Source organism: Paenibacillus dokdonensis, from assembly GCF_004916975.1.
Lineage (GTDB): Bacteria > Bacillota > Bacilli > Paenibacillales > Paenibacillaceae > Paenibacillus_AQ > Paenibacillus_AQ dokdonensis.
Window position 1 is genome coordinate 485,953 of record NZ_STGQ01000001.1, and the last position, 25,919, is coordinate 511,871.

A 25,919-nucleotide genomic window follows, 5' to 3' on the forward strand; every position below is an offset into this window, starting at 1 on the left:
ATTATTTCTTGTCTTCACTACCATGAAGTCGTGAGTATCAGCGGGATGTAGCTCAGCTTGGTAGAGCACCTGGTTTGGGACCAGGGGGTCGCATGTTCAAATCGTGTCATCCCGATACTTTATTTTCGATGCGGGTGTAGTTCAATGGTAGAACTTCAGCCTTCCAAGCTGATAGCGTGGGTTCGATTCCCATCACCCGCTCCATACATAAAACATAACGCCGAAAGGCGTTTTTTTATTTGAGCGGTTGTGTAGGAGAGAACCCACGCAGCGTGGGGGCGACCGTCCGAGCCTGCTTCACCGGGTAGTCCCACCGAGGACGCGCGTCAACATTTCCTCTATATCGCGAGCTGGAAGCTCGTATTTGAATCAGGATGTTGAGTATTCCCATCACCCGCTCCATACATAAAACATAACGCCGAGAGGCGTTTTTTTTATTTGAGCGGTTGTGTGGGAGAGAACCCACGCAGCGTGGGGGCGACCGTCCGAGCCTGCTTCACCGGGTAGTCCCACCGAGGACGCGCGTCAACATTTCCTCTATACCGCGAGCTGGAAGCTCGCATTTAAATCAAAATGTTGAGTATTCCCATCACCCGCTCCATACATAAAACATATCGCCGAAAGGCGTTTTTTTTATTTGTATTGCTTATATTAGATCATAAAAAGGGCCAGTGGAGTTATCATTCCAAAGGCCCTTTTGTGTCGTCCGTGTAAAGCTACATCATAACGCGTGTGTGTCCCAGAAAATGCATGGCTGCTGAAAAGCCAGCACCAATCATTGCTGCACGGCTGCCGAGCGTAGAAAATGCGATTTCAAGCTGCTGTTTATGATAGGGAAGCGTTCGTCTTGCTACAACTTGCTGCATCGGACCCTCTAACCATTCCCGGGCTTCGGAGAGCGCGCCTCCGATGACAATCAGCTCAGGATTGAAACTGTTGATAAGATTGGTCAGTCCAATGCCAAAATAGGTGCCCATTACGGCGAACTGCTGACATGCGGCGGCATTACCTTGATCGGCGTAACGGATAAGCTCGCGTGTATGATAAGCAGGCAGCTCCAAAGCTGCAAGATCATAGGCTTTTTCGGATGCGTACAATTCCCAGCAGCCTCGGCTGCCGCAGCTGCACGGTGTTCCTTCCGCTTCGATGCACATATGTCCGGTCTCACCAGCATATCCTCTGGAGCCCTTGTAGAGCTCTCCGCCGATAATGATCCCGGAGCCAATTCCTGAACCTGCGCTGACATAGAGCAGATGCCTTACATCTTCACCTCTGCCAAAATTGAGCTCTCCCAGAGCACCGCTGTTGGCTTCATTGTCAATAATAACGGGGATCGAGAACTTTTCCTCAAGCAGCTCACGCAGCGGAGTCTTCTCCCAACCGAGATTGGGGGCAAAGAGTACAAGCCCATGCTCATCTACCATGCCTGGAACACCGACACCGATGCCTAAAATCCCGTAGTGAGTTAATGGAGCCGCGTCAATAAGCGTGGCGATCATTGTCTGCATGGCCTCAAAGACATATGGAAGATCATGCTGGAGAAGAGGGGATTCGGCTTCGCGAAGCACGGATCCGTTCAGATCGCAGAGCACAGCGGTAAGCTGTTTGACGCGGAGCTCCATACCGATCACGCAACCGGCCATGGCATTAAAATGCAAGATGAGCGGCTTTCGTCCGCCGCTGGATTCACCGGGTCCGGCTTCCAGCACAAGCTGGTCTTCCTGCAGCTCGGCAACTAGATTGGACACGGTTGCTTTGTTCAAGCCGGTCATTTCCGATATCCTGGCGCGGGACAGCTCGGCATGTTTGCGAATGGTATGCAGGATTAACGATTTGTTTATTTTCTTGACGAGCGCCTGGTCACCAGTGACTTTCACGACGTATAACACATCCTTCAGGAACGTTACGATTTTTCATATGACCCCTAGTCTAGAGTTTTCTTCCGCAAATTGCAATATAGAATACGGAGGCTAACGCGAAGGTATCAAGTGATCCAATACTTTGAACAATGGAAATAAAAGTCAGATAAAAAACTTTGTTTAACCAATATACAAAGTGATTGCATTGTGTTAGGATGTTGTTGTAAACGTTTGCGTTCAAGGAAATTTAAGGAGGAGCATACACATGGCATATTTTGAAAACGTCGGAAAAATCAATTACGAGGGCAGTCGTTCTACCAACCCCTTTGCATTCAAATACTATAATCCGGAGGAAAAGGTAGCCGGAAAAACGATGGAAGAGCATCTGCGTTTCGCCATGGCTTACTGGCATACATTGACCGCAGGCGGATCAGATCCGTTCGGTACGGATACGGCAGTCCGCGGCTGGGATCATCTTAGCGGTATGGACAAAGCGAAGGCACGTGTGGAAGCGGCTTTTGAATTTATGGATAAAATGAATCTTCAGTACTTCTGTTTCCATGATGTTGATATTGCACCGGAAGGAAGCAGTCTGAACGAATTCTACGGCAATATTGATACCGTTGTGGATCTGATCGAGCAGGGAATGAAGACCTCGGGCAAAAAGCTGCTGTGGAACACAGCGAACATGTTCACGAATCCGCGTTATATGCATGGTGCCGGTTCGACATGCAATGCTGATGTATATGCACATGCAGCTGCCCAGATCAAGAAAGGCCTTGAAGTTGGTAAACGGCTTGGAGCGGAAAACTATGTATTCTGGGGCGGCCGTGAAGGCTATGAAACCCTTTTGAACACCGACATGAAGCTGGAAATGGACAATATGGCCCGTTTGTTCTCCATGGCAGTCGATTATGCGAAGGAAATCGGCTTTGATGCTCAGTTCCTGATCGAACCGAAACCGAAAGAGCCGACTAAACACCAATATGATTTTGATGCAGCTACGACGATTTCATTCCTGCAAAAATACGATCTGGACCAGCATTTCAAGCTGAACCTGGAAGCTAACCATGCAACCTTGGCGGGGCATACTTTTGACCATGAACTGCGTGTGGCACGTATTAACGGCATGCTCGGTTCACTGGATGCCAATCAGGGCGATATGCTTTTGGGCTGGGATACGGATGAATTCCCGGTTAACATTTATGATGCTACCCTGACGTTATACGAAGTGCTGAAGAATGATGGACTTGGCAAAGGCGGCATCAACTTCGATGCCAAAGTACGCCGTCAATCCTTCGAACCCGAGGATCTGTTCCACGCTCATATCGCAGGCATGGATACCTATGCCAAAGGGCTTAAGGTAGCTGCCAAAATGCTGGAGGACGGCGCGTTCGATAATTTTGTTGAAAAACGTTACAGCAGCTTTAAGGAAGGCATTGGCGCCGATATCGTATCCGGAAAAGCAACCCTGGCTTCTCTGGCTGAATACGCTCTGAATAATAATCAACCGCGTAAAAATGAGTCCGGCCGCCAGGAAATGCTGAAGGGGATGCTGAATCAATATATTTTGGCTGAATAATCAGCACATCGTACAAGTAACAAGCAGCGGAGGTTGCCTGAAGACAGCATTCTTCGGCAACCTTTTGCTTGTTTAATGGAACCGGTTTGGGTTACTGAAATACAACACCTTGAGCCTTAGGAGGCGGAATATGAAATATGTAATTGGAATCGATATCGGAACGAGTGCGGTTAAATCGGTGCTTGTCTCCGCGGAGGGCAAGGTGGTATGCGAGCATTCGGAGAGCTATCCGCTTCACAGGCCTGAACCGGGCTGGAGTGAGCAAAATCCGGAAGATTGGGCGGATCGAACCATCGCAAGTCTTCGCAGGTTGATGGAGAAATCCGAAGCTGATCCAGCTGATGTGGAGGGCCTGAGCTTCTCGGGACAGATGCATGGGCTTGTATTGGTAGACTCGAAAGGCAAAGTTCTGCGTCCGGCCATCCTCTGGAATGACACACGGACGACGCAGCAGTGCCGCAAGATTGAAAAGACGCTTGGAAGCAAGCTGCTGGATATTGCAAGAAACCGTGCCCTTGAAGGGTTCACGCTTCCGAAAATCCTATGGGTACAGGAGCATGAACCTGAGATCTTGTCACAGGCGGATTTGTTCCTGCTACCGAAGGATTACGTGAGATACCGCTTAACGGGCAGCTTGGGCATGGATTATTCGGATGCGGCAGGTACGCTTCTGCTGGATGTAGCGAATAAGGTATGGAGCTCTGAAATTGCACAGGCCTTTGATCTGCCGCTGTCTTTATGCCCACAGTTGGTAGAATCTTCTGAACTGACAGGAACGCTGCTGCCGGAAGTGGCTGAAGCGGCCGGCTTGCTCCCATCGACCAGGGTGTTTGCAGGTGGCGCGGATAATGCCTGCGGCGCGATCGGAGCGGGAATTCTTGGAGAAGGAAAAACGATGTGCAGTATCGGTACGTCAGGGGTTGTCCTCTCCTATGAGAGCCGCAAGGATATCAATCCACAAGGTAAAATGCATTTCTTTAACCATGGCGAAGAGAATGCCTTTTACGTTATGGGGGTCACACTGGCCGCGGGGCATAGTCTTTCCTGGTTCAAGGATACCTTTGCCAAGGAAGCTTCCTTTGATCGTTTGCTTGAAGGCATTGAAGCTGTTCCTGCCGGAAGCGGGGGATTGCTGTTCACGCCATACATCTCAGGTGAGCGCACGCCTCATCCGGATGCGGATATCCGCGGCAGCTTCATCGGAATGGATTCGGGCCATACACTTAAGCATTTTGCGCGTTCGGTCATGGAGGGCATTACTTTCTCGCTGCGTGAATCCATTGATATCATCCGGCAATCCGGCAAGGATATCACCGAAGTGACGGCCATCGGTGGCGGAGCGCTGAATGAAGTTTGGCTGCAAATGCAGGCGGATATTTTCAACGCAAATATCATCAAGCTGGAAAGCGAGCAGGGACCTGCTATGGGCGCTGCTATGCTGGCGGCATACGGCTGCGAATGGTTTTCGTCCCTGGCGGAATGCGCCGAAGTGTTTATCCGTCCTGCCAAGACCTATTCCCCCGATCCCGAACAGGTAGAAGTGTACTCCGGCCTGTTTGGAATTTACCAGGATGTGTACGGGCAGACGAAAGATTTGAATGATAGACTTGCAGCTTACCGCAAGTAGGATATACAGTTGAGAGAGCTGAAGTGACAATACCTGTGAGGTTGCAAGCTTCCGGCTGAATAGAGGCCATGGGGGAAGATAGACATGTGGCACCGTATCGTCATGCTGCTGAATGATATCAAAATACGAAACAAGCTGCTTTTGTCTTTCCTGCTGGCAGCACTGCTGCCAGTGCTTCTGGTCGGCGGTTATCTGACCATTGAAATGAAGCAAATGGCGTTTAGCAATGCGATGGAGCAGGCTTCAACCAACGTGGATCGGATCAAGAAAAGAACGGAAGAAGTCATTCGCGTTTCTCTCGATATTTCGTACCGGTTATCCAATGATGCCAGACTCAAAAAGCTTGCCAACAAGCAATATGAAAGCGTTTATGATGTGGTCGAGGCCTACAGGGATTATCCCGACATGCGGGAGTACCTTCGCCTTTATAAGGAAATATCGAATATCCGGCTGTATACGGACAATGCGACACTGCTGAATAACTGGGAGCTGATCAATGCTTCGGATGATATCAAGACCAGTGAATGGTACCAGAACGCGATGCGGCATGAAAGCCTGGTCAGCTGGAGGTACATTGAGGATGAACGGGACCATCATAAATATTTGAGCCTGGTCCGGAACATCGAGCTGGAAAGCTTGAAAAAGTACGGCGTCCTGGTGCTGAATGTCAATACCGGTATGCTGAACTCCATTCTTAACCAGGAAACCTTCGATACGATGATCGTGGACGACCAGGATTATATTATTGCGGCGAACCGGAGTGACTGGAATGATAAGAAGCTGACAGATATCTCGCTGGACAAAAACATTATGACCCAAAAAAGCGGAACTTTCGAAGCTACATTAAACGGGATCCCTTCTAAAGTATTAATAGACGAGCTTAAGCCAGTTTCCAGCGAAAACGGAGTGCGTATCATTTCCGTGTTTTCGATTGGAAGCATTGTCAAAGAGCCGAATCAAATTATCAGACTTGCGCTCACGGTGATTGTGATCAGCATTATTCTTGCCTTCCTGCTCATCTACGGAGTTTCTTCCCTCTTCTCGCGGCGGATGCTCAGACTCAGCAGACATATCAATCGAGTAGGGCTCGGGGATTTTGATACGACCCTGCAAATTGATGGCAAGGATGAAATTGGTCTGCTGTCACGGCAGTTTAATTCCATGGTACGAAGCATTCATGACCTGATGGAAGAAGTTACGCACTCCAATGAAAAGAACAGACTGCTTGAGCAAAAACAAAGCGAGATCCGTTTCAAAATGCTGGCAAGTCAGATTAATCCCCATTTCCTGTTTAATGCGCTGGAATCGATTCGTATGGAGGCGCATATGAAGGGTCAGACAGAGATCGCGAGGGTCGTCCGTCTGCTTGGTAAAATGATGCGGAATAATCTGGAGGTTGGCAACAGCAAAATTCCGCTCAAGCAGGAGCTCGAGATGGTCCGCTGTTATCTGGATATCCAGCAGTTCCGTTATGAAGAGCGGCTGCGTTACGAGTTCATTGTCGATCCGGAGCTTGAATCCCTGCATGTCCCGCCTCTGATCATCCAGCCGCTTGTGGAAAATGCGGTTGTACACGGTCTGGATAACAATGCTGAAGGGGCACTCGTCAAGGTTGAAATTGTGAGGAATGGCAATGAAGCCAGATTTACGATTACGGACAATGGTATAGGCATTACAACGGAGAGACTGAACAAGGTCATGAGTACGCTGGAAGATTCAGAGGAACGTGAAGGTGAACGGATCGGGCTGCGAAATGTGCATGTCAGATTAAAGCTCACGTATGGAGAACCCTATGGCTTGTCCATTCACAGTCTCCCTGGCGATGGGACGGCGATCTCCTTCAGCATTCCAATGGAGGGATAATACCCGATGATTAAAGTGTTAATTGTAGACGATGAACCCAAGCTTCGTGAAGGATTAAGAACGCTAATCCCCTGGAATGAGAAGGGGTATCAGGTGGTGGATACGGCTGCCAACGGACATGAGGCCTTGGAAAAATACCATTTGTATAAGCCGGAACTGATTATTGCCGATATCCGCATGCCGGGAATGGACGGATTGGAGCTGATCCAGGAACTTCGCAGACAAGGGGCAGACAGCCATGTGATCATCCTGAGCGGTTATGCCGACTTTGAATATGCGAAGCGTGCCATCACGTATCGTATCGATGGTTATCTGCTGAAGCCTGTGGATGAGGAGGAATTGATCTCCTATCTTGATCAGTTGAGAGATACCCTTGCGAAGGAGCATCAGTTCAGCCAGTGGCAGGAGGCGGAGCCTACCCGCAACAGGGAAGCAATCCTCAAGGAGTTACTCCAGCCGGAAGCCGGCAAAGGCGATGCGGCGTTAATGCACAGCTATGCCGAATCCCTGGGTATTCCAGAGGGTCCGTGCGAAGTGGTGCTGCTCAAGCTGAAGCGGATGAATACCATCAGCGAGGACAGATTGTCAGATATCCGCCAGACTTTAGAGCAAATGATCGAGCGTAAGAATCTCGGTATTGTCTTTAATTACTCCTCCTATATTGGTATTCTTCTCATCCGGCCGCTGCAGGAGGCGGAGCTGGAGTTGTATCAGGAACTTACGCAGATTATCCACCGGGAGCATCTGGAATTCAGTGCGGCGGCAGGAGGTGCTGTTTCAGGAGCTCAGGAAGCATACCGATCTTTGTCTGCAGCCAGCGAGGCGCTCAAAATGAGTTTTTTCTGCTCGAAGGATACATTCATTCGCGACATTTCTGTGGAAGCATGCGTCGATACCGGAGAAGATTTTCAGGAGATATTGGATTATGCCGAAGCGGAAAATAGGCTGCTGCTTGTTCTTGAAACTGGAAATTCGTCCAAGTTGGAACCGCTTGTTGCAAACATTTGCCGCAGGATGGCGCTAGACGGGATGGATGAGCTGAAGCTGAAGGAGAATCTTATCCGGATGGTCGGGAGCATTCTTGCCAGGCTGGAGTCGTCACATTCGGATTTGCGTCCTTTTCTGACCGAGCATGCGGCTCCGGTCGGAGCCTTTTATCAAAGCGGGCATATCCGTGATCTGATGGAAGAGACGGTTTCCTTTTTGCAGCAAGTCTCGGAACAGATCAACCGTGGAAGCAAGGGAAATGATATTCAGAAAATGATTGAGCTGATCCACAGGCGTTTTCATGAGAATCTAAAGCTTGAAATATTGTCCGATTTGTTTAATTATAACAGCGCTTATTTGGGGAAAATGTTCAAAAATACAACAGGTGAGTACTTCAATACGTATCTGGACAAGGTCCGGATAGAGAAAGCGAAGGAATACCTGGAGCAGGGGATGAAAGTCTACGAGGTGGCTGAAAAAATCGGCTATATGAATCCGGATTATTTTAATATGAAATTTCGTAAATATGTCGGGGAATCCCCAACCTCTTACCGTAAGGGAAAATGACGGTAAGGGGTTTTTCTGATTTTAGGGGGACGGATGTGATTTACCCTGTGAAATGTCTAATTTTAATATGATTTTATAACTAATTTTGAGGGTACTGCAATCGCTTACAAGAGTTTAGAATAAGGGCATAGAGAGGAGGGCATTCACATTGAAAGCGGCAACAATCATACCAGACAGCACTCCGGTCAACAGAGAAAAGCCCGGAAAATCGCCTAAATCACGAAAACGTTTTTGGAGGACTTTTAAGAATCAGAAGTATTTGTATTTGATGTCACTACCATTCGTCATTTGGGTGTTTGTATTCAGTTACCTTCCTCTTTGGGGATGGACGATGGCATTTCAAAAATATAAACCTGCGCGCAGCTTCTTTGAGCAGGAATGGGTGGGTTTCGAGCATTTCAAAACACTCTTCCACGATGATCAATTTTTATTGTCATTGCGCAATACGCTGGCGATGAGCACCATGGGGCTGATTGCGGGATTTGTTTTCCCGATTCTGTTCGCCATTCTGCTGAATGAGGTGCGCATCAGCTTCTTTAAACGTTTTGCACAAACGATTTCGTATCTTCCCCACTTTGTATCATGGGTCGTGGCCGCAGGCATCGTCACCAAGATGCTGTCTACCGATAACGGTCTGATCAATGATCTGCTGATGGGACTGGGCTTTACTCATCAGCCGATACAATTTATGGCACAAGGACATCTGTTCTGGGGAATTGTAACCTTGTCGGATGTCTGGAAAGAAACAGGCTGGAATGCAATTATTTATCTCGCCGCTATCGCGGGAATCGGCCCTGAGCTGTACGAAGCAGCCCGTGTGGATGGAGCAAGCCGTTTGCGTCAGATCTGGCATATTACAATCCCGGGAATCAGGCCGACCATTATCGTTTTGCTGATTATGTCTGTCGGCAACCTGCTGAACATCGGTTTTGAGAAGCAGTTCCTGCTCGGCAACAATCTGGTGACAGATTATTCGCAGGTGCTCGATATGTACTCTTTGAAATACGGACTCGGTATGGCACGGTATTCCTTTGGTACGGCCATTAACATATTCAACTCGGTGATCAGCGTTGTGCTCTTGTTCACCATTAACGGCATATTCAAGCGCACAACCAAGGAGAGCCTATTATAACGAGGATTTTGCAAAAAAACAGATCACATCATTGATCTAACATTTATGGAAAGGGGGGAACGTGACTGTGGGCAAAACAGCGTTGGTACGCGGCAAATCCTGGTCTGACCGGATATTTGATGCGCTGGTGTACATTGTCATCCTTCTCGTTGTCGTGATCACTGTCTATCCGTTCCTGAACGTGCTCGCCATATCATTAAACGATTCCATAGACAGCGTGCGCGGCGGAATTACCATCTTTCCCCGGAAGTTTACCTGGGACAATTATATTAAAATTTTTACATTCAGCGGTTTGATTACTGGATTTAAAATTTCTGCGCTCCGTACGATCTTTGGTACGCTGCTCGGACTGCTCAGCGCATCGATGCTGGCTTTTACGATCAGCCGTGAAGACTTTCAGGGCCGCAAATTTGTTTCTACACTTCTTGCACTGACCATGTACGTTTCCGGGGGGCTCATCCCGACCTATATGCTGATGAAAGACCTGGGGCTGATGAACACGTTCGCTGTTTACATTTTGCCAGGCATTGTCAGTGCGTTTAATGTGTTCGTTATCCGTTCCTTTATCGATGGTATTCCATACGCGCTTCAGGAATCGGCCAAGCTCGACGGGGCTAACGACTTTACGATTTACTGGCGTGTGATTCTGCCGCTTACCAAGCCGGCTCTGGCGACGATATCGCTGTTCCTGGCTGTAGGACAGTGGAATGCTTGGTTAGATACTTATCTGTATAATGGTTCAAGTGAATCACTGACCACACTTCAATATGAACTGATGAAAGTATTGCAGAGCACGACAGCCGGCAGCGGTGGAGACTATCGTACGAATGTCATATCTTCAGCTGTGAATCAGGTATCTCCGGAATCGATTAAAATGGCAATCACGATCATCGTTACGGTGCCGATCCTGCTCGTGTATCCTTTCTTGCAAAAGTATTTTGTTAAAGGCATGACGCTTGGTGCGGTAAAAAGCTAAATGTGGTATCACCAGGGGTGTTTCCGGGATATCCCTGTTATACGAATAGATTTGATCGATTTCGCAATCATTCAATTCCATCAGGAGGGGTGTAAGTATGGAAAGCAAAAGAAAAATAAAAACAAAAGCTTCCGCCTTACTGCTCGTTTCTGCCTTGTTCGTCGGCATGCTTGCCGGCTGCGGCGGAAACAGCGGCAATAGTGATTCGGCGGAAAAGGATAACGGATCAAGCAGTAACCAAACCACAACAAAAGATGATAATTCACCTATTAAGTTCTCCTTATTCAGTGCCGACCCGAGTCCAAACTGGACCGGAATGAAAGATGAAGTCGGAAAGATTATTACGGAAAAAACGGGCGTAACACTGGATGCTGAATTCGCTGTCGGCGATCCGCAGCAAAAGGTGGCCCTGATTGCTTCGAGCGGTCAATATCCGGATCTTATCAGCGCCAAAAATGATATCAGCAAGCTTGTGGATGCAGGCGCCATGCTGGATTTGACAGATCTGATCGACAAGTATGCACCGAATATTAAAAAAGTATTGGGCGATTCCATGAAGCGTGCCCGCTATAGCGATGATGACCATGCCATTTATGCTATCCCGACTTATGCCGGTGTGGATCAACAGAACTTTAAAGTAAGCGGCGGATTCGAACTTCAGCACCGCGCCGTTGCTGAAGCGGGATATCCTGAAATCAAAACCGTGCAGGATTATGAGAACGTTATCAAATCGTATATTGAGAAGCATCCATCGGATGAAAATGGCAATAAAAACATCGGTCTGACCCTGAATGCGGATGACTGGTACATGTATATTACGGTAACCAACCCGGCCTTCTACACCACCGGATCTCCGGATGACGGCGAATACGCTATTGATGTGGACACCCAAAAAGTAACCTATCACTTCAAACGCCCTGTGGAAAAAGAATACTTCCGCTGGCTCAATCACATGAATGATATCGGGCTTTTGGATCCGGAAAGCTTCGTGCAAAAGTACGACCAGTATAAAGCCAAAATCGCAACCGGCCGTGTCATTGGTCTGATCGATCAGGATTGGGCTTATGGCGATGGTGAGAAGGCACTGAAAACAGCTAAGAAATTCGATCAAGGTTATGGCCATTATCCTGTGACCCTGTCCAAGGAATACAAAGAAACTTCCTTCTGGCCTACTGGCTTCATGGCCGGATACGGTATCGGCATCAGTACAGATTGCAAGGATCCGGTCCGTGCAATTAAGTTCCTCGACTACCTTGCTTCCGAAGAAGGCCAAGTGCTGATGAACTGGGGCGTGGAAGGCAAAGACTACAACGTTGAGAACGGCAAGCGTGTTATTCCTAAAGAAGTTAGTGACCGTAAAGTGAATGATGCAACGAACTTCATGAAAGAAACAGGCATCGGTCTATATCAAACACTTGGCGTTCACTACGGCGATGGTGTGAAGGATGCGACTGGAAACTACTACACGACGAACTTCCCTGAGCAAATCGTTACCGAATTCAACGATGTGGAGAAGAAAACGCTGGCTGCTTATAAAGTAACCTCATGGAGAGAGCTGTTCCCTAAAGAAGACGAGTTTAAAGTTAGACCATGGGGTGCTGCATGGAACATCAACATTCCTGGAGACAGCGAAATTGTTGTGCTGGATAACAAGCTGAAAGACATCACATGGAAGAAAATCCCTGAGGCCATTCTGGCGAAACCGGCCGATTTCGATAAGGTCTGGGATTCTTATATGAATGATCTGGATAAAGCAGGCGTAGCCAAAGCGGAAACACTGCGCGAAGAACTAGTAAAACAACGCGTTAAACTGTGGAATGAATAATACCATTCATTGATACTCTGAAATTCGCAAAAAACCATATGGCGGGAAGTTTTGGGGCTTGCGCCGAAGCTTCCCGCCGATTATTGAGGTGACATTGAAATGAAATTTAGTGATGGCAACTGGTTAACTCTGCCCGGTTTTGAGATTATGAGTCCTGTTCAGGCCTATGATCCGAGAGCGCAGGAAAAAGCGGTAAGTGTATATGCTTCGCCGCGTGATCTGGAGCCCCGATGGGCTATGCTCGATGTTCCTTTATTAACGATCCGCTTATCGTCCCCAATGGAGGACGTTATTCGCGTTTCCGTTCATCATCACAAAGGCGGAGCACCGCTGAAGCCAGAATTTCAGATTCATGAAGAAGAGGGCGTTCCGGTAGAAACGGGGTTGAATGAGGAAGAACTGTGGATTCAAAGTGGAAGTCTGAAAGCAAATATCCGTCGCGGAGGCGACTGGGGTATTTCATTTTATAAAGACGGCAAGCGGATAACAGGTAGTGGTTTAAAATCACTGGGCTATATTACACGTGAAGATGGCCAGACTTTTATGCGCGACCAGCTGGATCTTGGTGTAGGAGAAAATATATACGGGCTTGGAGAATGGTTTACGCCTTTCGTTAAAAATGGGCAATCGCTGGATATTTGGAACCGTGATGGCGGAACAGGAACGGAACAGGCCTATAGAAATATTCCATTTTACCTGTCAAGCAAGGGCTACGGTGTGTTCGTGAACAACCCTGGGCTCGTTTCCTTTGAAGTTGGTTCTGAAAAAGTCTCAAAGGTTCAGTTCAGCGTCGAAGGCGAGAAGCTTGAGTATTTTATCATCAGTGGTGAGACGCTGCGTCATGTGCTGCAAAATTATACGGCTTTGACTGGAAAGCCAGCATTGCCTCCGGCCTGGACTTTTGGTCTGTGGCTGACGACATCCTTTACGACGAATTACGATGAAGAGACGGTTATGAGTTTTGTGGATGGCATGAAGGAACGTGATCTCCCGCTGCATGTATTCCATTTCGACTGTTTTTGGATGAAGCCGCTTCACTGGACAGATTTTGAATGGGACGAAGCCGTATTCCCGGATCCGCGCGGCATGCTTGAGCGTTTGAAGGAAAAGGGACTGAAAATTTGCGTCTGGATCAATCCGTACATCAGTGAACAGTCAAGATTGTTTGATGAAGGGGAGTTGCATGGCTATTTCCTGAAAAACAAAGATGGCGGGGTATGGCAGTGGGACCGCTGGCAGCCAGGCATGGCAATCGTTGATTTTACCAATCCCGAGGCCTGCCGCTGGTACGGGGATTACCTGCGTGAGCTCGTGGATATGGGCGTGGATTCCTTCAAGACGGATTTCGGTGAGCGGATTCCGACCGATGCGGCATACTTCGACGGTTCCGATCCGCACCGGATGCACAATTATTATACACAGCTGTACAACAAGGTTGTATTTGAGGTGCTGGAAGAAAAGCTTGGCAAAGGTGAAGCTGCACTGTTCGCCAGATCTGCTACAGCCGGCGGACAGCAGTTCCCCGTACACTGGGGCGGCGATTGCTCGGCCAACTATGATTCGATGGCGGAAAGCCTCCGCGGCGGCCTGTCCTTAGGCTTATCCGGCTTCGGCTTCTGGAGCCATGACATTGGCGGCTTCGAGAGCACGGCTCCCGCGGATGTGTACATGCGTTGGGCAGCCTTTGGATTGCTATCCAGCCATAGCCGGCTCCACGGCAATCAATCGTACCGTGTACCATGGCTGTTCGGTGAGGAGGCGGTGGATGTGATGCGCCTTTTCACGAAGCTCAAATGCCGCTTGATGCCTTATTTGTTCGGAACTGCTGTAGACGCATCTATGCTCGGATTGCCGGCGATGCGGGCGATGGTGCTCGAGTTCCCTGAAGACCATGGATGTCATACGCTCGACCGCCAGTATATGCTCGGGGATTCCTTGCTGGTTACACCGGTCTTCAGCGGAGACGGACAGGTGGACTTCTATCTGCCATCGGGTACGTGGACTTCGTTCCTGACTGGTGAGACCGTGCAGGGAGGAAGCTGGCTATCTGAGCAGCATAGCTTTATGAGCCTGCCGCTTTATGTGCGTCCGGGAAGCATTATCCCGGTTGGCGCAGTGGAAGACAAACCGGACTATGACTATGCAGATGGTGTAGTGCTTCACATTTTCGCTCCGGAGGAAGGAAAGGAAATGCGAGTGATTGTACCTGATATGAAGGGGCAGCCAGCATTAACAGTGGCTGCAGTACAAACCACGGGTAAGCTTTCTGTCAAAGTAGAGGGTGCCGGGGCGAGGGCTTGGAAAGTGCTGCTTCGCAGCAGTAAGCAAGCTTCAAGCATAGAAGGAGGCATTGCGGAAAGCACAGATCAGGGACTGCTGGTAACGCCAAATTCCGGGGTCGCCGAGTTGTTGATACAGTATTGATTTTCATCCAAACCCATAAGAATTGTCGAGTGAGAATCCATGAATCAAGGCAGGAAACCCTCACACTCCTATGGAAAACTCATGGTAGTATCCTGAGTTCTCAATTCACATGGGAAGGAGATGCAGCATGAACATTAGCAGAAAAAGGCTTTGGTATGCCAAGCCTGCTGAAGTATGGGAAGAGGCGTTGCCCATTGGAAGCGGCAGAATAGGAGGTATGGTCTTCGGGGGTGCCGGTAAAGAGCTGATCCAGCTGAATGAGGATACGCTATGGTCCGGTTATCCAAGAGATACGATGAACTACGAAGCTCTCCGTTATCTGGCTCCGGCTAAGGAACTCGTGGTGCAGGGCAAGTATGCAGAGGCTGAAGCGCTGATTGAAGCGAAAATGATTGGGCGTCGGAGCGAATCCTATCAGCCACTCGCTGATCTTCATATCGTCTGGAATACAGACGGGACCTACCGAAACTATCGCCGTATGCTGGATCTGGAAGAAGCCATCGTATCAGTCAGCTATGAAATAGGAAATGTCAGAGTCATCCGTGAAATGCTGGCCAGCCATGCGGATGATGTGCTGGCCGTTCATGTCCGTGCCGAGAGAATTGACGGAAACGGAGCTGCAGTGATACCTGACATGGAGGTATGGCTGTCGTCACCGCATCCTTGCCATGTGGAAGGCGAAGATGCCGGCAGGCTTGTTATGACAGGACGCTCGCCATCACATGTGGCTAATAACTACCAGGGAGATCATCCACGTTCCGTTCTTTATGAGGATGAGCTGGGACTCAGTTTCTCGGCCCTCCTGATGGTCCGAAATGAAGGCGGAGAAACGGAATTGAGGGAAGGACGCCTAAGCATTCGTCATTCGGAGTCGGTAACTTTGCTTATCACGGCCGCTACCGATTTTGCGGGCTATGATGTCATGCCTGGGGAGGATGGCATTCAGCCTTTGTCCGTGTGTTCGAATATTATGCGGAGCGTGCCAGCTGGATATAAGGAAGTACGGGAACGCCATGTTATGGACTATCGGTCCTTGTTCGACCGATGCGATTTGAATCTCTTTTCCGCAATGGGGCAGGGAAATGCTGAGGAGCTGCCGACGGATGAGAGGCTGAATGCCTATCGGGACGGAGCAGCCGATGCGGAACTGGAAAGCCTGCTTTTCCATTATGGGCGATACCTGATGATTGCCGGCTCGCGTCCGGGAACGCAAGCCCTGAACCTGCAGGGAATCTGGAATCCGCATCTTCAGCCGCCATGGAACAGCAACTATACGACCAATATCAATACCGAGATGAATTATTGGCCTGCTGAAGTCTGCAGTCTTGGAGAATGCCATGAGCCGCTGCTGGATCTCATCCGTGAGCTGAGTATCAGCGGCAGCCGCACGGCAGCGATCCATTATGGATGCCGGGGCTGGGCTGCGCATCATAACACGGATTTATGGCGCATGTCTACGCCGTCTGACGGACATGCGATGTGGGCGTTCTGGCCGATGGGAGGCGTTTGGCTTTCTAGGCATCTGTGGGAACGCTACGCATTCCGTCCGGACAAAGATTTTTTAAGAGATACCGCATACCCGATTCTGAAAGGGGCCGCGCTCTTTTGTCTGGACTGGCTTGAGATGCGTCCGGACGGGAAATGGACTACGCCGCTATCCACGTCACCGGAAAATGTTTTCCAAACAGCTGACGGAACTCCCTGCAGTACAGCCGCAGGCTCTGCTATGGATATGGCGCTGATTGGGGAACTGTTTGCAAATTGTGTGCAGGCATCGGAGCTTTTGGATACCGACAAGGAGTTACGAGACGAGTTGATCGCTCGTGCAGGCCACCTTGCTCATCCGGGAATCGGTCCTGATGGACGACTGCGGGAGTGGAGCGAGGACTTCGCTGAGCATGAGCCAGGCCACCGTCATGTCTCTCATTTATACGGTTTGTTCCCCGGCAGTTCCGTGAGTATGCACGAAACACCAGAGCTTGCGAAGGCCGCTATACGCTCACTGTCAGCCAGACTGACAGCGGGAAGCGGCCATACCGGATGGAGCGCAGCCTGGCTGATCAACCTGTATGCCCGGCTTGGTGACGGAGACAGTGCCTACCGCTGTGTCCGCCGGATCCTGACCGATTCGAGCCTGCCGAATATGTTCGGCAATCATCCGCCTTTTCAAATAGACGGTAATTTTGGCTCAGCGGCAGGCATTGCCGAGATGCTGCTTCAAAGCCATGCAGGCGGAATACATTTGCTGCCAGCACTGCCTGACGCCTGGATGGCCGGCGAAGCCAACGGACTGGCTGCGCGCGGCGGGTTTACCGTTGATATCTCATGGGATGACGGCAGGCTGACATGTGCCCGAATTACGTCTGTACATGGCCAGACATTCCGTATGCTAAACGGGACGGGTCTGATCGTGCATAGGCCTGACGGCATCGCCATATCAGCTGAAGCAGAATTTGCGACAATGGCCGGTGACATATTTACGGTTACACCAATACATGCCGAAGAAACCAGATAAGCTTTTTTCAATGCTGCGGAATAACTGCCGGATACATCAAAGAAGCATCCAACAGATGTCTAGCTGATTGGTCTGAAGGATAAAGGGGAAGGAAGTGCTGAGCTTGATCAATAAAAAACTGCCGAAAATGTGGTACGGGGGAGACTATAATCCGGAGCAATGGGGACCTGAGGAGTGGAAAGAGGACCACCGCATGTTTAAGCTGGCCGGCATCGATGTCGTGACGATCAACGTATTTTCCTGGGCGCTTAATCAGCCCGGCGAGAATACATATGATTTTGCCTGGCTGGACGAAACGATGGACCGGCTGCATGCAGAGGGACTTGGAGTGGTTCTGGCCACCGGTACAGCAGCTCATCCGGCCTGGATGGCCAAGCGCCATCCGGATGTGGCCCGGGTTGATTTTTACGGGCGTAAACGGTCCTTTGGCGGGCGTCATAATTCCTGTCCGAACAGCCTTACTTACCGCAAATATTCCGGCCGGATGGCCAGCAAGCTGGCAGAACGGTATCAAGACCATCCGGCTCTGCTGCTGTGGCATGTTTCGAACGAATACGGCGGATATTGCTACTGCGATCATTGCGCGGCCGCCTTCCGCGTATGGCTTCAGGAGCGCTATGTCACACTGGAGGCCGTTAACAAGGCGTGGAATACGCGCTTCTGGGGACATACATTTTACGATTGGGATGAGATCGTTCTTCCAAACGGGCTGAGCGAGGAAGGCGAAGGCAATGTCAGCGCATTTCAAGGGATTTCACTTGATTTCCGGCGCTTTATGTCAGATAGTTTGCTGGATTGCTATAAAATCGAAGCGAATGCGATCCGCGAGTACAGCAAGGATGTACCGATTACAACCAATCTGATGGGAACATTCCCGCAGTTGAACTATTTTGACTGGGCCAAAGAAATGGACATCATTTCATGGGATAACTATCCTTCGCTTACGACACCTGTCAGTGAAACCGCGATGGTGCATGATTTGATGCGCGGACTTAAGGACGGTGCGCCATTCATGCTGATGGAGCAGACGCCGAGCCAGCAGAACTGGCAGGCTTACAATTCCTTGAAGCGTCCCGGGGTTATGCGCCTCTGGAGTTATCAGGCAGTCGCGCGTGGAGCGGATACGGTGATGTTCTTCCAGATGCGCCGCTCTGTCGGTGCATGCGAGAAGTATCATGGCGCTGTAATCGAGCATGCGGGGCATGAGAACACAAGGGTATTCCGCGAAGTGGCTGAGCTTGGCGAGGAGTTAATGCAGCTTGGCGATACGCTTCTGGATGCACGTTCCGATGCTAAGGTAGCCATCGTGTATGATTGGGAAAACCGCTGGGCCATCGAGCTTTCGAGTGGACCAACCGTCGAGCTGCAGTATGCGAACGAAGTGCATAAATACTATGATGCACTCTTCAAGCTGGGTATCCAGGTAGACATGGTTAGTGTGGAAGCCGATTACAGCAAGTACGATATCGTGATTGCGCCGGTCATGTATATGGTTAAATCAGGCTTTGCCAAAAAAGCAGAAGAATTTACTGCCGCGGGCGGGACGTTCGTAACGACCTTCTTCAGCGGTATTGTCAATGAAAACGACCTTGTTACGTTGGGAGGATATCCAGGAGAACTCCGCAATCTGCTTGGCATCTGGGCAGAGGAGATCGATGCACTGCCAGCGGGTCAATTCAACCAAATCGTGATGATAGAGCCTGTAGGCCAACTGGAGGGCTCCTATAACTGCGAGCTTCTCTTCGACCTTATCCATACGGAAAGCGCCGAGGTGCTGGCTGAATATGGCTCCGATTTTTATAAGGGCATGCCTGCTGTAACGGTCAATTCATTTGGCAAAGGCAAAGCCTACTACGTGGCGACTAGTGCATGTGCAGACTTCCTGCAGCCATTCCTGGCGAAGCTGTGCTCTGACCAAGGGATTCAGCCCCTGGTAGAGGATGTCCCTGCAGGGGTCGAAGCCGCTAAACGGGTAAAAGAGGGACGATCATTCCTGTTCCTGCTGAACCATAACGCCGAGCATACAAACGTCAATATTGGAGAAGGCAAGCTCCGGGATCTCCTGTCCGGAGAAATACTGCAGGGGACAGCCAATCTTCCTGGCCGGGGAGTAATGATTCTGGAAGGCATTGAATAAACAAGACGGATAAAGCTTAATATATCAAGACCATACCTGATTGATCGGGGATGGTCTTTTCTTTTCAAAAGTTTCAAAAAAAATGTGGGCTTTCCATCTACGGGGAAATTTGTTAGAATGTCATCAAGCATCTCATCCTAATGAAAAGAGGTAACCACACATCCGATGGATACACATGACTGTTCTCTCTAATCTGCATGCCAACATCAAAATGTTGCAAACAGGCAGCTCTGCGCTTGCGTAGGGAAGAGGATTGTTATGTCTATTTTAGGAAACTCGTGGACCTTGTTCATGGATGCGGGAATGCTTTTTTTTTCTGTGTTCTTCAGCGGATTGTCTTAGGCTTTAACATGCCAAGGCGATGAATGCCGCTGGTCTGCTTGTTCAATCATAGACATCTAAATTCCAAATCCCTACCGTAGGCAGCCTGCCTGCGGTTTTTCCATTTCTACTCAAAAGGGTGATGCGTTTATGATGAATATTTTAAAAACGAAAAATTTGGCCAAAGAATTTAAAGGTAAAACCATCTTTGAACAGGTGGATTTTGAAATATATGAAGGTGAAAGACTGGCTCTGTTCGGTGTTAATGGAGCAGGGAAAACTACGCTGTTAAAGGTATTGACCGGGCAGCTGGAGCCGGATCGAGGAACCGTGGAACGTGTTTTGCCGCTGGCGCAGTGGGGGATGATGGAGCAAAGCTCCGAGTCCTTACTTTCCTTGACGACGCTTGCGGCGGCTGGCTTTGATAGCGGCGAGCTGTATGAGGTGAAGCAAAAGCTTAACCGGCTGGAAAAAGAACTGGCGGATCCCGAAGCTTCGGAGGACAGTAAGCTGCTGGAAGTTTATGGTCAAGCGCTCGAGCGTTATGAACAGCTGGATGGCTTCCAGTGGGAAATAGAAGTGGAGAAGGTGCTCAACATGCTGAACATCGGGACGGAATTATGGCATGTGCCCTTTTCTGAACTGAGTGGCGGCCAGAAGACAAGAGTCCGGCTCGCAGCCCTGCTCGTCAAACGTCCAGCGTTCCTGCTGCTTGATGAGCCGACCAACCATCTGGATGGAGACAGTATGACCTGGCTTGAAGAGTGGCTGAACCGCTATGAAGGCACCGTGCTGTTTGTATCGCATGACCGGACGTTTCTGGATCATGTCGCGACGGGAATTTGCGAGCTGACGGATAGCGGGGTAAAGAAATATAAAGGCGGTTATTCGGATTACAAACGGGAAAGGGAACGTGAGCTGAAGGAACAGGAGGCGCTTTACAAGAAGCAAAAGCAGGCGAGGGAAGCACTGGAGGAGTCGATTCGCCGATACCAGGAATGGTTCCACCATGCCGAAAAATCGGCAGATAAAAATACCGAAACCAAAGCCGCCATTCCTTATTATAAAGCGAAGGCCAAGAAAAACATTTCCAGGTATCACGCCAAGCAAAAAGAACTGGAACGTCTCGAGCAAAGCAGCGTGCAGAAGCCGAAAATTGCCCTCGCCATGAACATGCAGCTGGGCGAAGGAGGATTCGCCGCCCGCGTACTGCTGCGACTTGAACATATCTCTTTTCGTTATGAGGAAAGGGAGCTGTTCAAGGACTTGAATCTGCAGCTGTCCCGCGGGGACCGGCTTGCGGTGCGAGGACCGAACGGTAGCGGGAAGTCAACGCTGTTGAAGCTGGTGCTTGGCGAATTGGAGCCAGCCGAAGGCAGGGTGTGGATGCATCCTGGCGTAAGCACGGGGTATTTTTCGCAGGAGCTTGAAGGCTTGAGGGAAGACGAGACGCTGCTGGACAGTTTGCTTCGCCTGCCTGATATGACGGAGACACATGCACGTACAATTCTGGGCTGCTTTCTCTTTTCCAGGGAAGATGTGTTTAAAAAGATTGGTGACCTCAGCATGGGTGAGAAATGCCGGGCTGCTTTCGTACAGTTATATTTCAGCGGCGCCAACCTGCTCGTACTGGATGAGCCGACGAACTACTTGGACATTTCGACACGTGAGGTAGTGGAGGAAGCGCTGGCTGCATATCCAGGGGCACTTCTCGTTGTGTCGCATGACCGTATGCTCGTCCGCAAGCTGGCCAACCGTCTTTTGACGCTAGCGCCCCGAAAAAAAGAGCCGGAGCTGTTTGAAGGCACGGTGGAGGAAGAGGAGGAACGGTTGATACGGCATCGCGGCGGTTTAAAGGAAGATACGGAGAAGGAGAACCGGAGACTTGCGCTGGAGTGGGAAATTACGAGGCTGCTTGGCGTAGAGGAACCGGAAGGCAGCCAAGAGCGCATACTGGAAATCCGTGAGCTAAGAAAGGAATTGGAGGGCTTGTAAGTATCCAGCAGCAGGTACACAGGATGACTTGCCAGAGCCGCCTTTTTTACTTATAATAGTTGACTATAGTGTGTCGCATGAATATAACGCAAGTAGGAAGAGTTTTAACAACAATATAAATGCCATGATGGAGACAAGTAAGCAGTACCACTTTACAGGGAGGAGACGCCGCAGATTGAGAGCGTTTCTACAGTAACAGGCTGCTGAAATTCCCTCCGGAGCAGTTCCTTGAACCCTTTGACCGACATAATCGGTTTAAATGCAGTAGGGGATACCGGTCCTCGAACCGTTACAACGATTAAAGTGAGAACATGCATATTTACCGACTAAGGGAATCATGCTGGTCTAACAAGGGTGGTACCACGGTCTTTTCGTCCCTTTTTCGGGAGAAAAGGCCTTTTTTGTTTTCTGCAAAGCTTTGGAGCTAAAGTGTTCACTTGTTGATTCGCTTTCTTGAAGCTCTGAATATGCGGTACGTTTTACTTTGAGAAGGAGGCAGGAAGAGATGAAGGAAAAACTCGAAGCGCTGCGGCAGGAGGCCCTCGATCAGCTGCAAGGAGTAGAGGATGTACAGAAGCTGAATGATCTGCGCGTTAAATATTTGGGTAAAAAGGGCGCATTGACTGAAATTTTGCGTGGCATGGGCGCGCTGAGCGCAGAAGAACGTCCTGTGATCGGCCAAGTAGGCAACGAGGTGCGCGGAGCAATTGAAGCATTGATTGAATCCAAACAGGATGCATTTCAGAAGGCTGAGACCGAGCAGCGCCTGCAGGCGGAAAAGGTCGACGTTACATTGCCAGGACGCAAAATGGCTCAAGGCGGCGTTCATCCGCTGAATAAGGTTATCGAAGAGATCGAAGAAATCTTCATTGGGATGGGCTATCACATTGCCGAGGGTCCCGAGGTGGAAACAGACTATTATAACTTTGAAGCACTGAATCTTCCGAAAAACCATCCTGCGCGCGATATGCAGGACACGTTCTATATTACGGAAGAGCTCCTGATGCGCACGCAGACTTCCCCTGTGCAAATCCGTACCATGGAAAAAATGGAGGGCGAAGTGCCTGTGAAAATCATCTGTCCGGGCAAGGTTTACCGCCGCGATGATGATGATGCCACGCATTCCTTCCAGTTCAATCAAATTGAAGGTCTGGTTATCGGCGAAAACATCCGCATGAGCGATCTGAAAGGCACGCTGCTTCAGTTCGTACAGGAAATGTTTGGACCTAATACGCAAATTCGCCTTCGTCCCAGCTTCTTCCCATTCACCGAACCAAGCGCGGAAGTGGATGTCACTTGCGTAAAATGTGGCGGCAATGGCTGCCGGATGTGCAAGCAAACCGGATGGCTGGAGATTTTGGGCTGCGGCATGGTGCATCCGAAAGTGCTCGAAATGGGCGGCTATGATCCGGAGAAATACAGCGGATTTGCATTCGGTATGGGTGTGGAGCGGATCGCAATCTTGAAATACGGCATTGACGATATCCGTCATTTCTATAGCAGTGATTTGGCATTTTTGAAGCAGTTTGCCCGCATGTAAAGCGGACCTCGAAAAGGCAAGCGAATAAGGAAAGAAGGAAGGGATCGGCATGAAAGTATCAACAGAGTGGTTAGCGGATTATGTTTCGCTTGAAAATGTGGCAGCCGAGGATCTGGCTGAGAAAATTACGCGTGCGGGGATCGAAATCGACGAGATTGAAAACCGCAATAAAGGGGTAACCAAGGTCGTTGTCGGCTATGTGAAAAGCAAAGAAAAGCATCCGGATGCAGATAAGCTTAATATTTGCATCGTTGATGCCGGTCAGGAAGAAGAGCTCCAGATCGTATGCGGTGCCAAAAACGTGGATGCCGGCCAAAAGGTGCCTGTAGCACTTGTGGGAGCGAAGCTTCCGGGTGGATTGGAAATTAAAAAAGCCAAACTTCGCGGTGCTCTTTCCCAAGGCATGATTTGCTCGGCCAAAGAGCTTGGAATGAATGATAAGCTGCTGCCAAAGGAACAGCAGGAGGGCATTTTGGTGCTGCCTGAATCGGTTCAAATCGGAACGCCAATCAGCCAGGTGCTGGGACTGGATGATGAGGTGCTGGAATTCGATCTGACACCGAACCGTTCGGACTGCTTGAGCATGATTGGTGCGGCTTACGAGGTCGGAGCGATCCTGGGCCGCGATGTCAAGCTGCCGGATATTGAGAAGGAGCTCGTGGAAGTCAGCGATGCAGCTGGAGACCATATTTCTGTGAAAATCAGCTCCCCGGAACATTGCAGCCATTATGCGGCCAGATATATCACCGGCGTAAAGATCGGTTCATCGCCGCTCTGGATGCAGAACCGTTTAATGGCCGCAGGAGTACGTCCGATTAATAACATCGTTGATATTACCAACTATGTAATGCTGGAATACGGTCAGCCGCTGCATGCATTTGACGCGGACCAGCTGACGAACGGAGCCATCGATGTCCGTCTTGCCAAGGAAGGCGAAACGATGGTTACACTAGACAACCAGGAACGTAAGCTCGAGCCGCATATGCTGCTGATTACCGACGGCGTGAAGCCCGTTGCTCTTGCCGGTGTCATGGGCGGTTTGAATTCCGAAGTGACGGATAATACGGTGAATATTTTACTGGAATCAGCCAAATTTGATGGCGGTACCGTACGCAAGACCTCAAGACAGCTGGGTCTCCGTTCCGAAGCGAGCCTTCGTTTTGAGAAAGAAGTAGATCCGGGGGCTGTTATACCTGCTTTGAACCGTGCAGCTGCATTAATATCACGTTATGCAGCGGGAACCGTTCATAAAGGCATCGTGGAATCCGAGCCGGTTTCTGTGGAAGAAAAGGTGATTGTACTTTCCTTTGACAAGCTGAACCGCTTCCTCGGCACGGAGCTTTCGATGCTTGAAGTGAAAACCATCTTCAGCCGTCTGCACTTCAGCTGTGCGGATACAGCGCAAGGTATTCTGGAGGTTAGGGTGCCAACACGCCGCGGGGATATCACCAGTGATGTGGATCTCATTGAAGAGATTGCCCGTTTGTACGGATATGACAATATCCCGACAACAGCGATCGAAGGACCGACGACGCCAGGCGCTTACACGAAACCGCAGGCTCTGCGCCGTGATGTCCGTAAATTGTTCACGCATGGGGGATGGCAGGAAGTGATCAGCTATTCCTTTACGCATCCGGATTTGACAGCTCTTTTCCCTGCTTTGACAGAAGGAAGCCATGCGGTCAAGCTTGCGATGCCAATGAGCGAGGAGCGGAGTGTGCTTCGAACCAGCGTTATCCCTCAGCTTCTGGATGTAGCTGCTTATAACGCAAACCGCAAGCAGCATGATCTTGCGATGTTCGAGATGGGAAATGTATTCTACAGTCAAGAGGAGCAGCTGACTGCACAGCCGAAGGAGATCTCAGTGCTGACCCTTCTTCTTTGCGGCAGCCGTGGGCAAAAGCAGTGGAATCAAACACCGGAAAAAGTGGACTTCTTCGATCTGAAGGGTGCGCTGGAAACATTGTTTGAATATTTGGGACTCCAGAATTCGGTCAGCTATGTGGCCAACAAGCCGCAGGGCTATCATCCAGGCCGGTCAGCATCTGTATATCTGACCAATGATGGCGGTGAGCAGCTGTTGATTGGTACACTCGGTCAAGTCCATCCTCAGCTTCAGCAGGACCGTGGACTGAGCGATATGTATACGGCGGAAATTCTACTTCAGCCGCTCTACGACTATGCGAGCAAAGATATCCGGTACCGTGAACTACCTCGCTTCCCGGCCTCCGAGCGTGATATCGCCGTGGTCGTTGAGGACAGCGTTGAAGCGGGTGCGATGTTATCCGTCATTCGTGAAGCTGCCGGGGAATTACTGCAATCTGTACAGGTATTCGATGTATTCACAGGCAGCAAGCTGGGTGAAGGCAAAAAGAGTGTAGCCATCGCTCTTGTGTACCGCCATAACGAGCGCACGCTTACGGATGAAGAGGTTTCATCCGCGCATGCAGCCGTAGTCAGCCAGCTTGAGCAAACTTTTCATGCAGAATTGAGAAAATAGCAGGAATTGAATGAAGTCACATCGAATCCATGTACATAAAGATTCGATGTGGCTTTTTTGCAGAATAAC

The 25,919-nt window shown here is 49.8% G+C and carries 14 protein-coding genes, 2 tRNA genes and 1 other annotated feature; of the genes, 15 read left to right on the plus strand and 1 reads right to left on the minus strand.

Annotated features, from left to right (window positions below; translation table 11 throughout):
- The first annotated feature begins 41 nt into the window (after positions 1–41).
- Together E6W40_RS02430 and E6W40_RS02435 are read left to right on the plus strand one after the other, a co-directional pair.
- Positions 42–115, plus strand: a tRNA-Pro gene (locus tag E6W40_RS02430).
- A 15-nt stretch (positions 116–130) separates the two neighbouring features.
- Positions 131–204 (plus strand) — tRNA-Gly (locus E6W40_RS02435).
- Positions 205–716: 512 nt separating this feature from the next.
- Here E6W40_RS02435 and E6W40_RS02440 read toward each other — a convergent pair.
- Positions 717–1,877 (minus strand): ROK family transcriptional regulator, encoded by a 1,161-nt coding sequence (locus E6W40_RS02440; protein WP_136604020.1) that lies wholly within the window; start codon positions 1,875–1,877, stop codon positions 717–719.
- Between the two features lie 247 nt (positions 1,878–2,124).
- Between E6W40_RS02440 and xylA the strand changes: the two genes are divergently transcribed.
- From xylA to pheT, 13 genes are all read left to right on the plus strand, one after another.
- Positions 2,125–3,441 (plus strand): xylose isomerase, encoded by a 1,317-nt coding sequence (gene xylA, locus E6W40_RS02445; RefSeq protein ID WP_136604021.1) that lies wholly within the window; start codon positions 2,125–2,127, stop codon positions 3,439–3,441.
- A 130-nt stretch (positions 3,442–3,571) separates the two neighbouring features.
- Complete coding sequence (gene xylB, locus E6W40_RS02450) at positions 3,572–5,068, plus strand: xylulokinase (protein WP_136604022.1); 1,497 nt, start codon at positions 3,572–3,574, stop codon at positions 5,066–5,068.
- A gap of 84 nt (positions 5,069–5,152) precedes the next feature.
- Positions 5,153–6,931, plus strand: a complete 1,779-nt coding sequence (locus tag E6W40_RS02455) for a sensor histidine kinase (RefSeq protein WP_136604023.1) — start codon at positions 5,153–5,155, stop codon at positions 6,929–6,931.
- A gap of 6 nt (positions 6,932–6,937) precedes the next feature.
- On the plus strand, positions 6,938–8,485 hold the full coding sequence (locus E6W40_RS02460) for a response regulator transcription factor (RefSeq protein WP_136604024.1): 1,548 nt from the start codon (positions 6,938–6,940) through the stop codon (positions 8,483–8,485).
- A 163-nt stretch (positions 8,486–8,648) separates the two neighbouring features.
- Positions 8,649–9,617 carry an ABC transporter permease gene (locus tag E6W40_RS02465; RefSeq protein ID WP_425464932.1) on the plus strand — a complete coding sequence of 323 codons (969 nt, stop codon included), beginning with the start codon at positions 8,649–8,651 and terminating at the stop codon, positions 9,615–9,617.
- Positions 9,618–9,684: 67 nt separating this feature from the next.
- Positions 9,685–10,593: a carbohydrate ABC transporter permease gene (locus tag E6W40_RS02470; RefSeq protein WP_211146958.1), complete on the plus strand. Its 909-nt coding sequence runs from the start codon at positions 9,685–9,687 to the stop codon at positions 10,591–10,593.
- A 97-nt stretch (positions 10,594–10,690) separates the two neighbouring features.
- The gene (locus E6W40_RS02475) at positions 10,691–12,418 is read left to right on the plus strand and encodes an ABC transporter substrate-binding protein (RefSeq protein WP_136604025.1); all 1,728 of its coding nucleotides are present in this window, start codon (positions 10,691–10,693) and stop codon (positions 12,416–12,418) included.
- Between the two features lie 99 nt (positions 12,419–12,517).
- Positions 12,518–14,842 carry an alpha-xylosidase gene (yicI, locus tag E6W40_RS02480; RefSeq protein ID WP_136604026.1) on the plus strand — a complete coding sequence of 775 codons (2,325 nt, stop codon included), beginning with the start codon at positions 12,518–12,520 and terminating at the stop codon, positions 14,840–14,842.
- Positions 14,843–14,969: 127 nt separating this feature from the next.
- On the plus strand, positions 14,970–17,357 hold the full coding sequence (locus tag E6W40_RS02485; RefSeq protein WP_136604027.1) for a glycoside hydrolase family 95 protein: 2,388 nt from the start codon (positions 14,970–14,972) through the stop codon (positions 17,355–17,357).
- A 103-nt stretch (positions 17,358–17,460) separates the two neighbouring features.
- On the plus strand, positions 17,461–19,494 hold the full coding sequence (locus E6W40_RS02490; RefSeq protein ID WP_136604028.1) for a beta-galactosidase: 2,034 nt from the start codon (positions 17,461–17,463) through the stop codon (positions 19,492–19,494).
- A gap of 471 nt (positions 19,495–19,965) precedes the next feature.
- On the plus strand, positions 19,966–21,810 hold the full coding sequence (gene abc-f / locus E6W40_RS02495; RefSeq protein WP_136604029.1) for a ribosomal protection-like ABC-F family protein: 1,845 nt from the start codon (positions 19,966–19,968) through the stop codon (positions 21,808–21,810).
- A gap of 115 nt (positions 21,811–21,925) precedes the next feature.
- Positions 21,926–22,192 (plus strand) — a binding site (T-box leader).
- A gap of 123 nt (positions 22,193–22,315) precedes the next feature.
- The gene (pheS, locus tag E6W40_RS02500; RefSeq protein WP_136604030.1) at positions 22,316–23,350 is read left to right on the plus strand and encodes a phenylalanine--tRNA ligase subunit alpha; all 1,035 of its coding nucleotides are present in this window, start codon (positions 22,316–22,318) and stop codon (positions 23,348–23,350) included.
- 49 nt (positions 23,351–23,399) lie between these two features.
- Positions 23,400–25,850: a phenylalanine--tRNA ligase subunit beta gene (gene pheT / locus E6W40_RS02505; RefSeq protein ID WP_136604031.1), complete on the plus strand. Its 2,451-nt coding sequence runs from the start codon at positions 23,400–23,402 to the stop codon at positions 25,848–25,850.
- Positions 25,851–25,919: the final 69 nt, after the last annotated feature.

What these genes read in the sequence shown, in the direction of transcription:
- E6W40_RS02460 (WP_136604024.1), top strand. Translation starts at nt 6,938, where the DNA reads ATGATTAAAGTGTTAATTGTAGACGATGAACCCAAGCTTCGTGAAGGA.
- xylA (WP_136604021.1), top strand. Translation starts at nt 2,125, where the DNA reads ATGGCATATTTTGAAAACGTCGGAAAAATCAATTACGAGGGCAGTCGT.
- pheT (WP_136604031.1), top strand. Translation starts at nt 23,400, where the DNA reads ATGAAAGTATCAACAGAGTGGTTAGCGGATTATGTTTCGCTTGAAAAT.
- E6W40_RS02455 (WP_136604023.1), top strand. Translation starts at nt 5,153, where the DNA reads ATGTGGCACCGTATCGTCATGCTGCTGAATGATATCAAAATACGAAAC.
- E6W40_RS02475 (WP_136604025.1), top strand. Translation starts at nt 10,691, where the DNA reads ATGGAAAGCAAAAGAAAAATAAAAACAAAAGCTTCCGCCTTACTGCTC.
- xylB (WP_136604022.1), top strand. Translation starts at nt 3,572, where the DNA reads ATGAAATATGTAATTGGAATCGATATCGGAACGAGTGCGGTTAAATCG.
- E6W40_RS02485 (WP_136604027.1), top strand. Translation starts at nt 14,970, where the DNA reads ATGAACATTAGCAGAAAAAGGCTTTGGTATGCCAAGCCTGCTGAAGTA.
- yicI (WP_136604026.1), top strand. Translation starts at nt 12,518, where the DNA reads ATGAAATTTAGTGATGGCAACTGGTTAACTCTGCCCGGTTTTGAGATT.
- abc-f (WP_136604029.1), top strand. Translation starts at nt 19,966, where the DNA reads ATGATGAATATTTTAAAAACGAAAAATTTGGCCAAAGAATTTAAAGGT.
- pheS (WP_136604030.1), top strand. Translation starts at nt 22,316, where the DNA reads ATGAAGGAAAAACTCGAAGCGCTGCGGCAGGAGGCCCTCGATCAGCTG.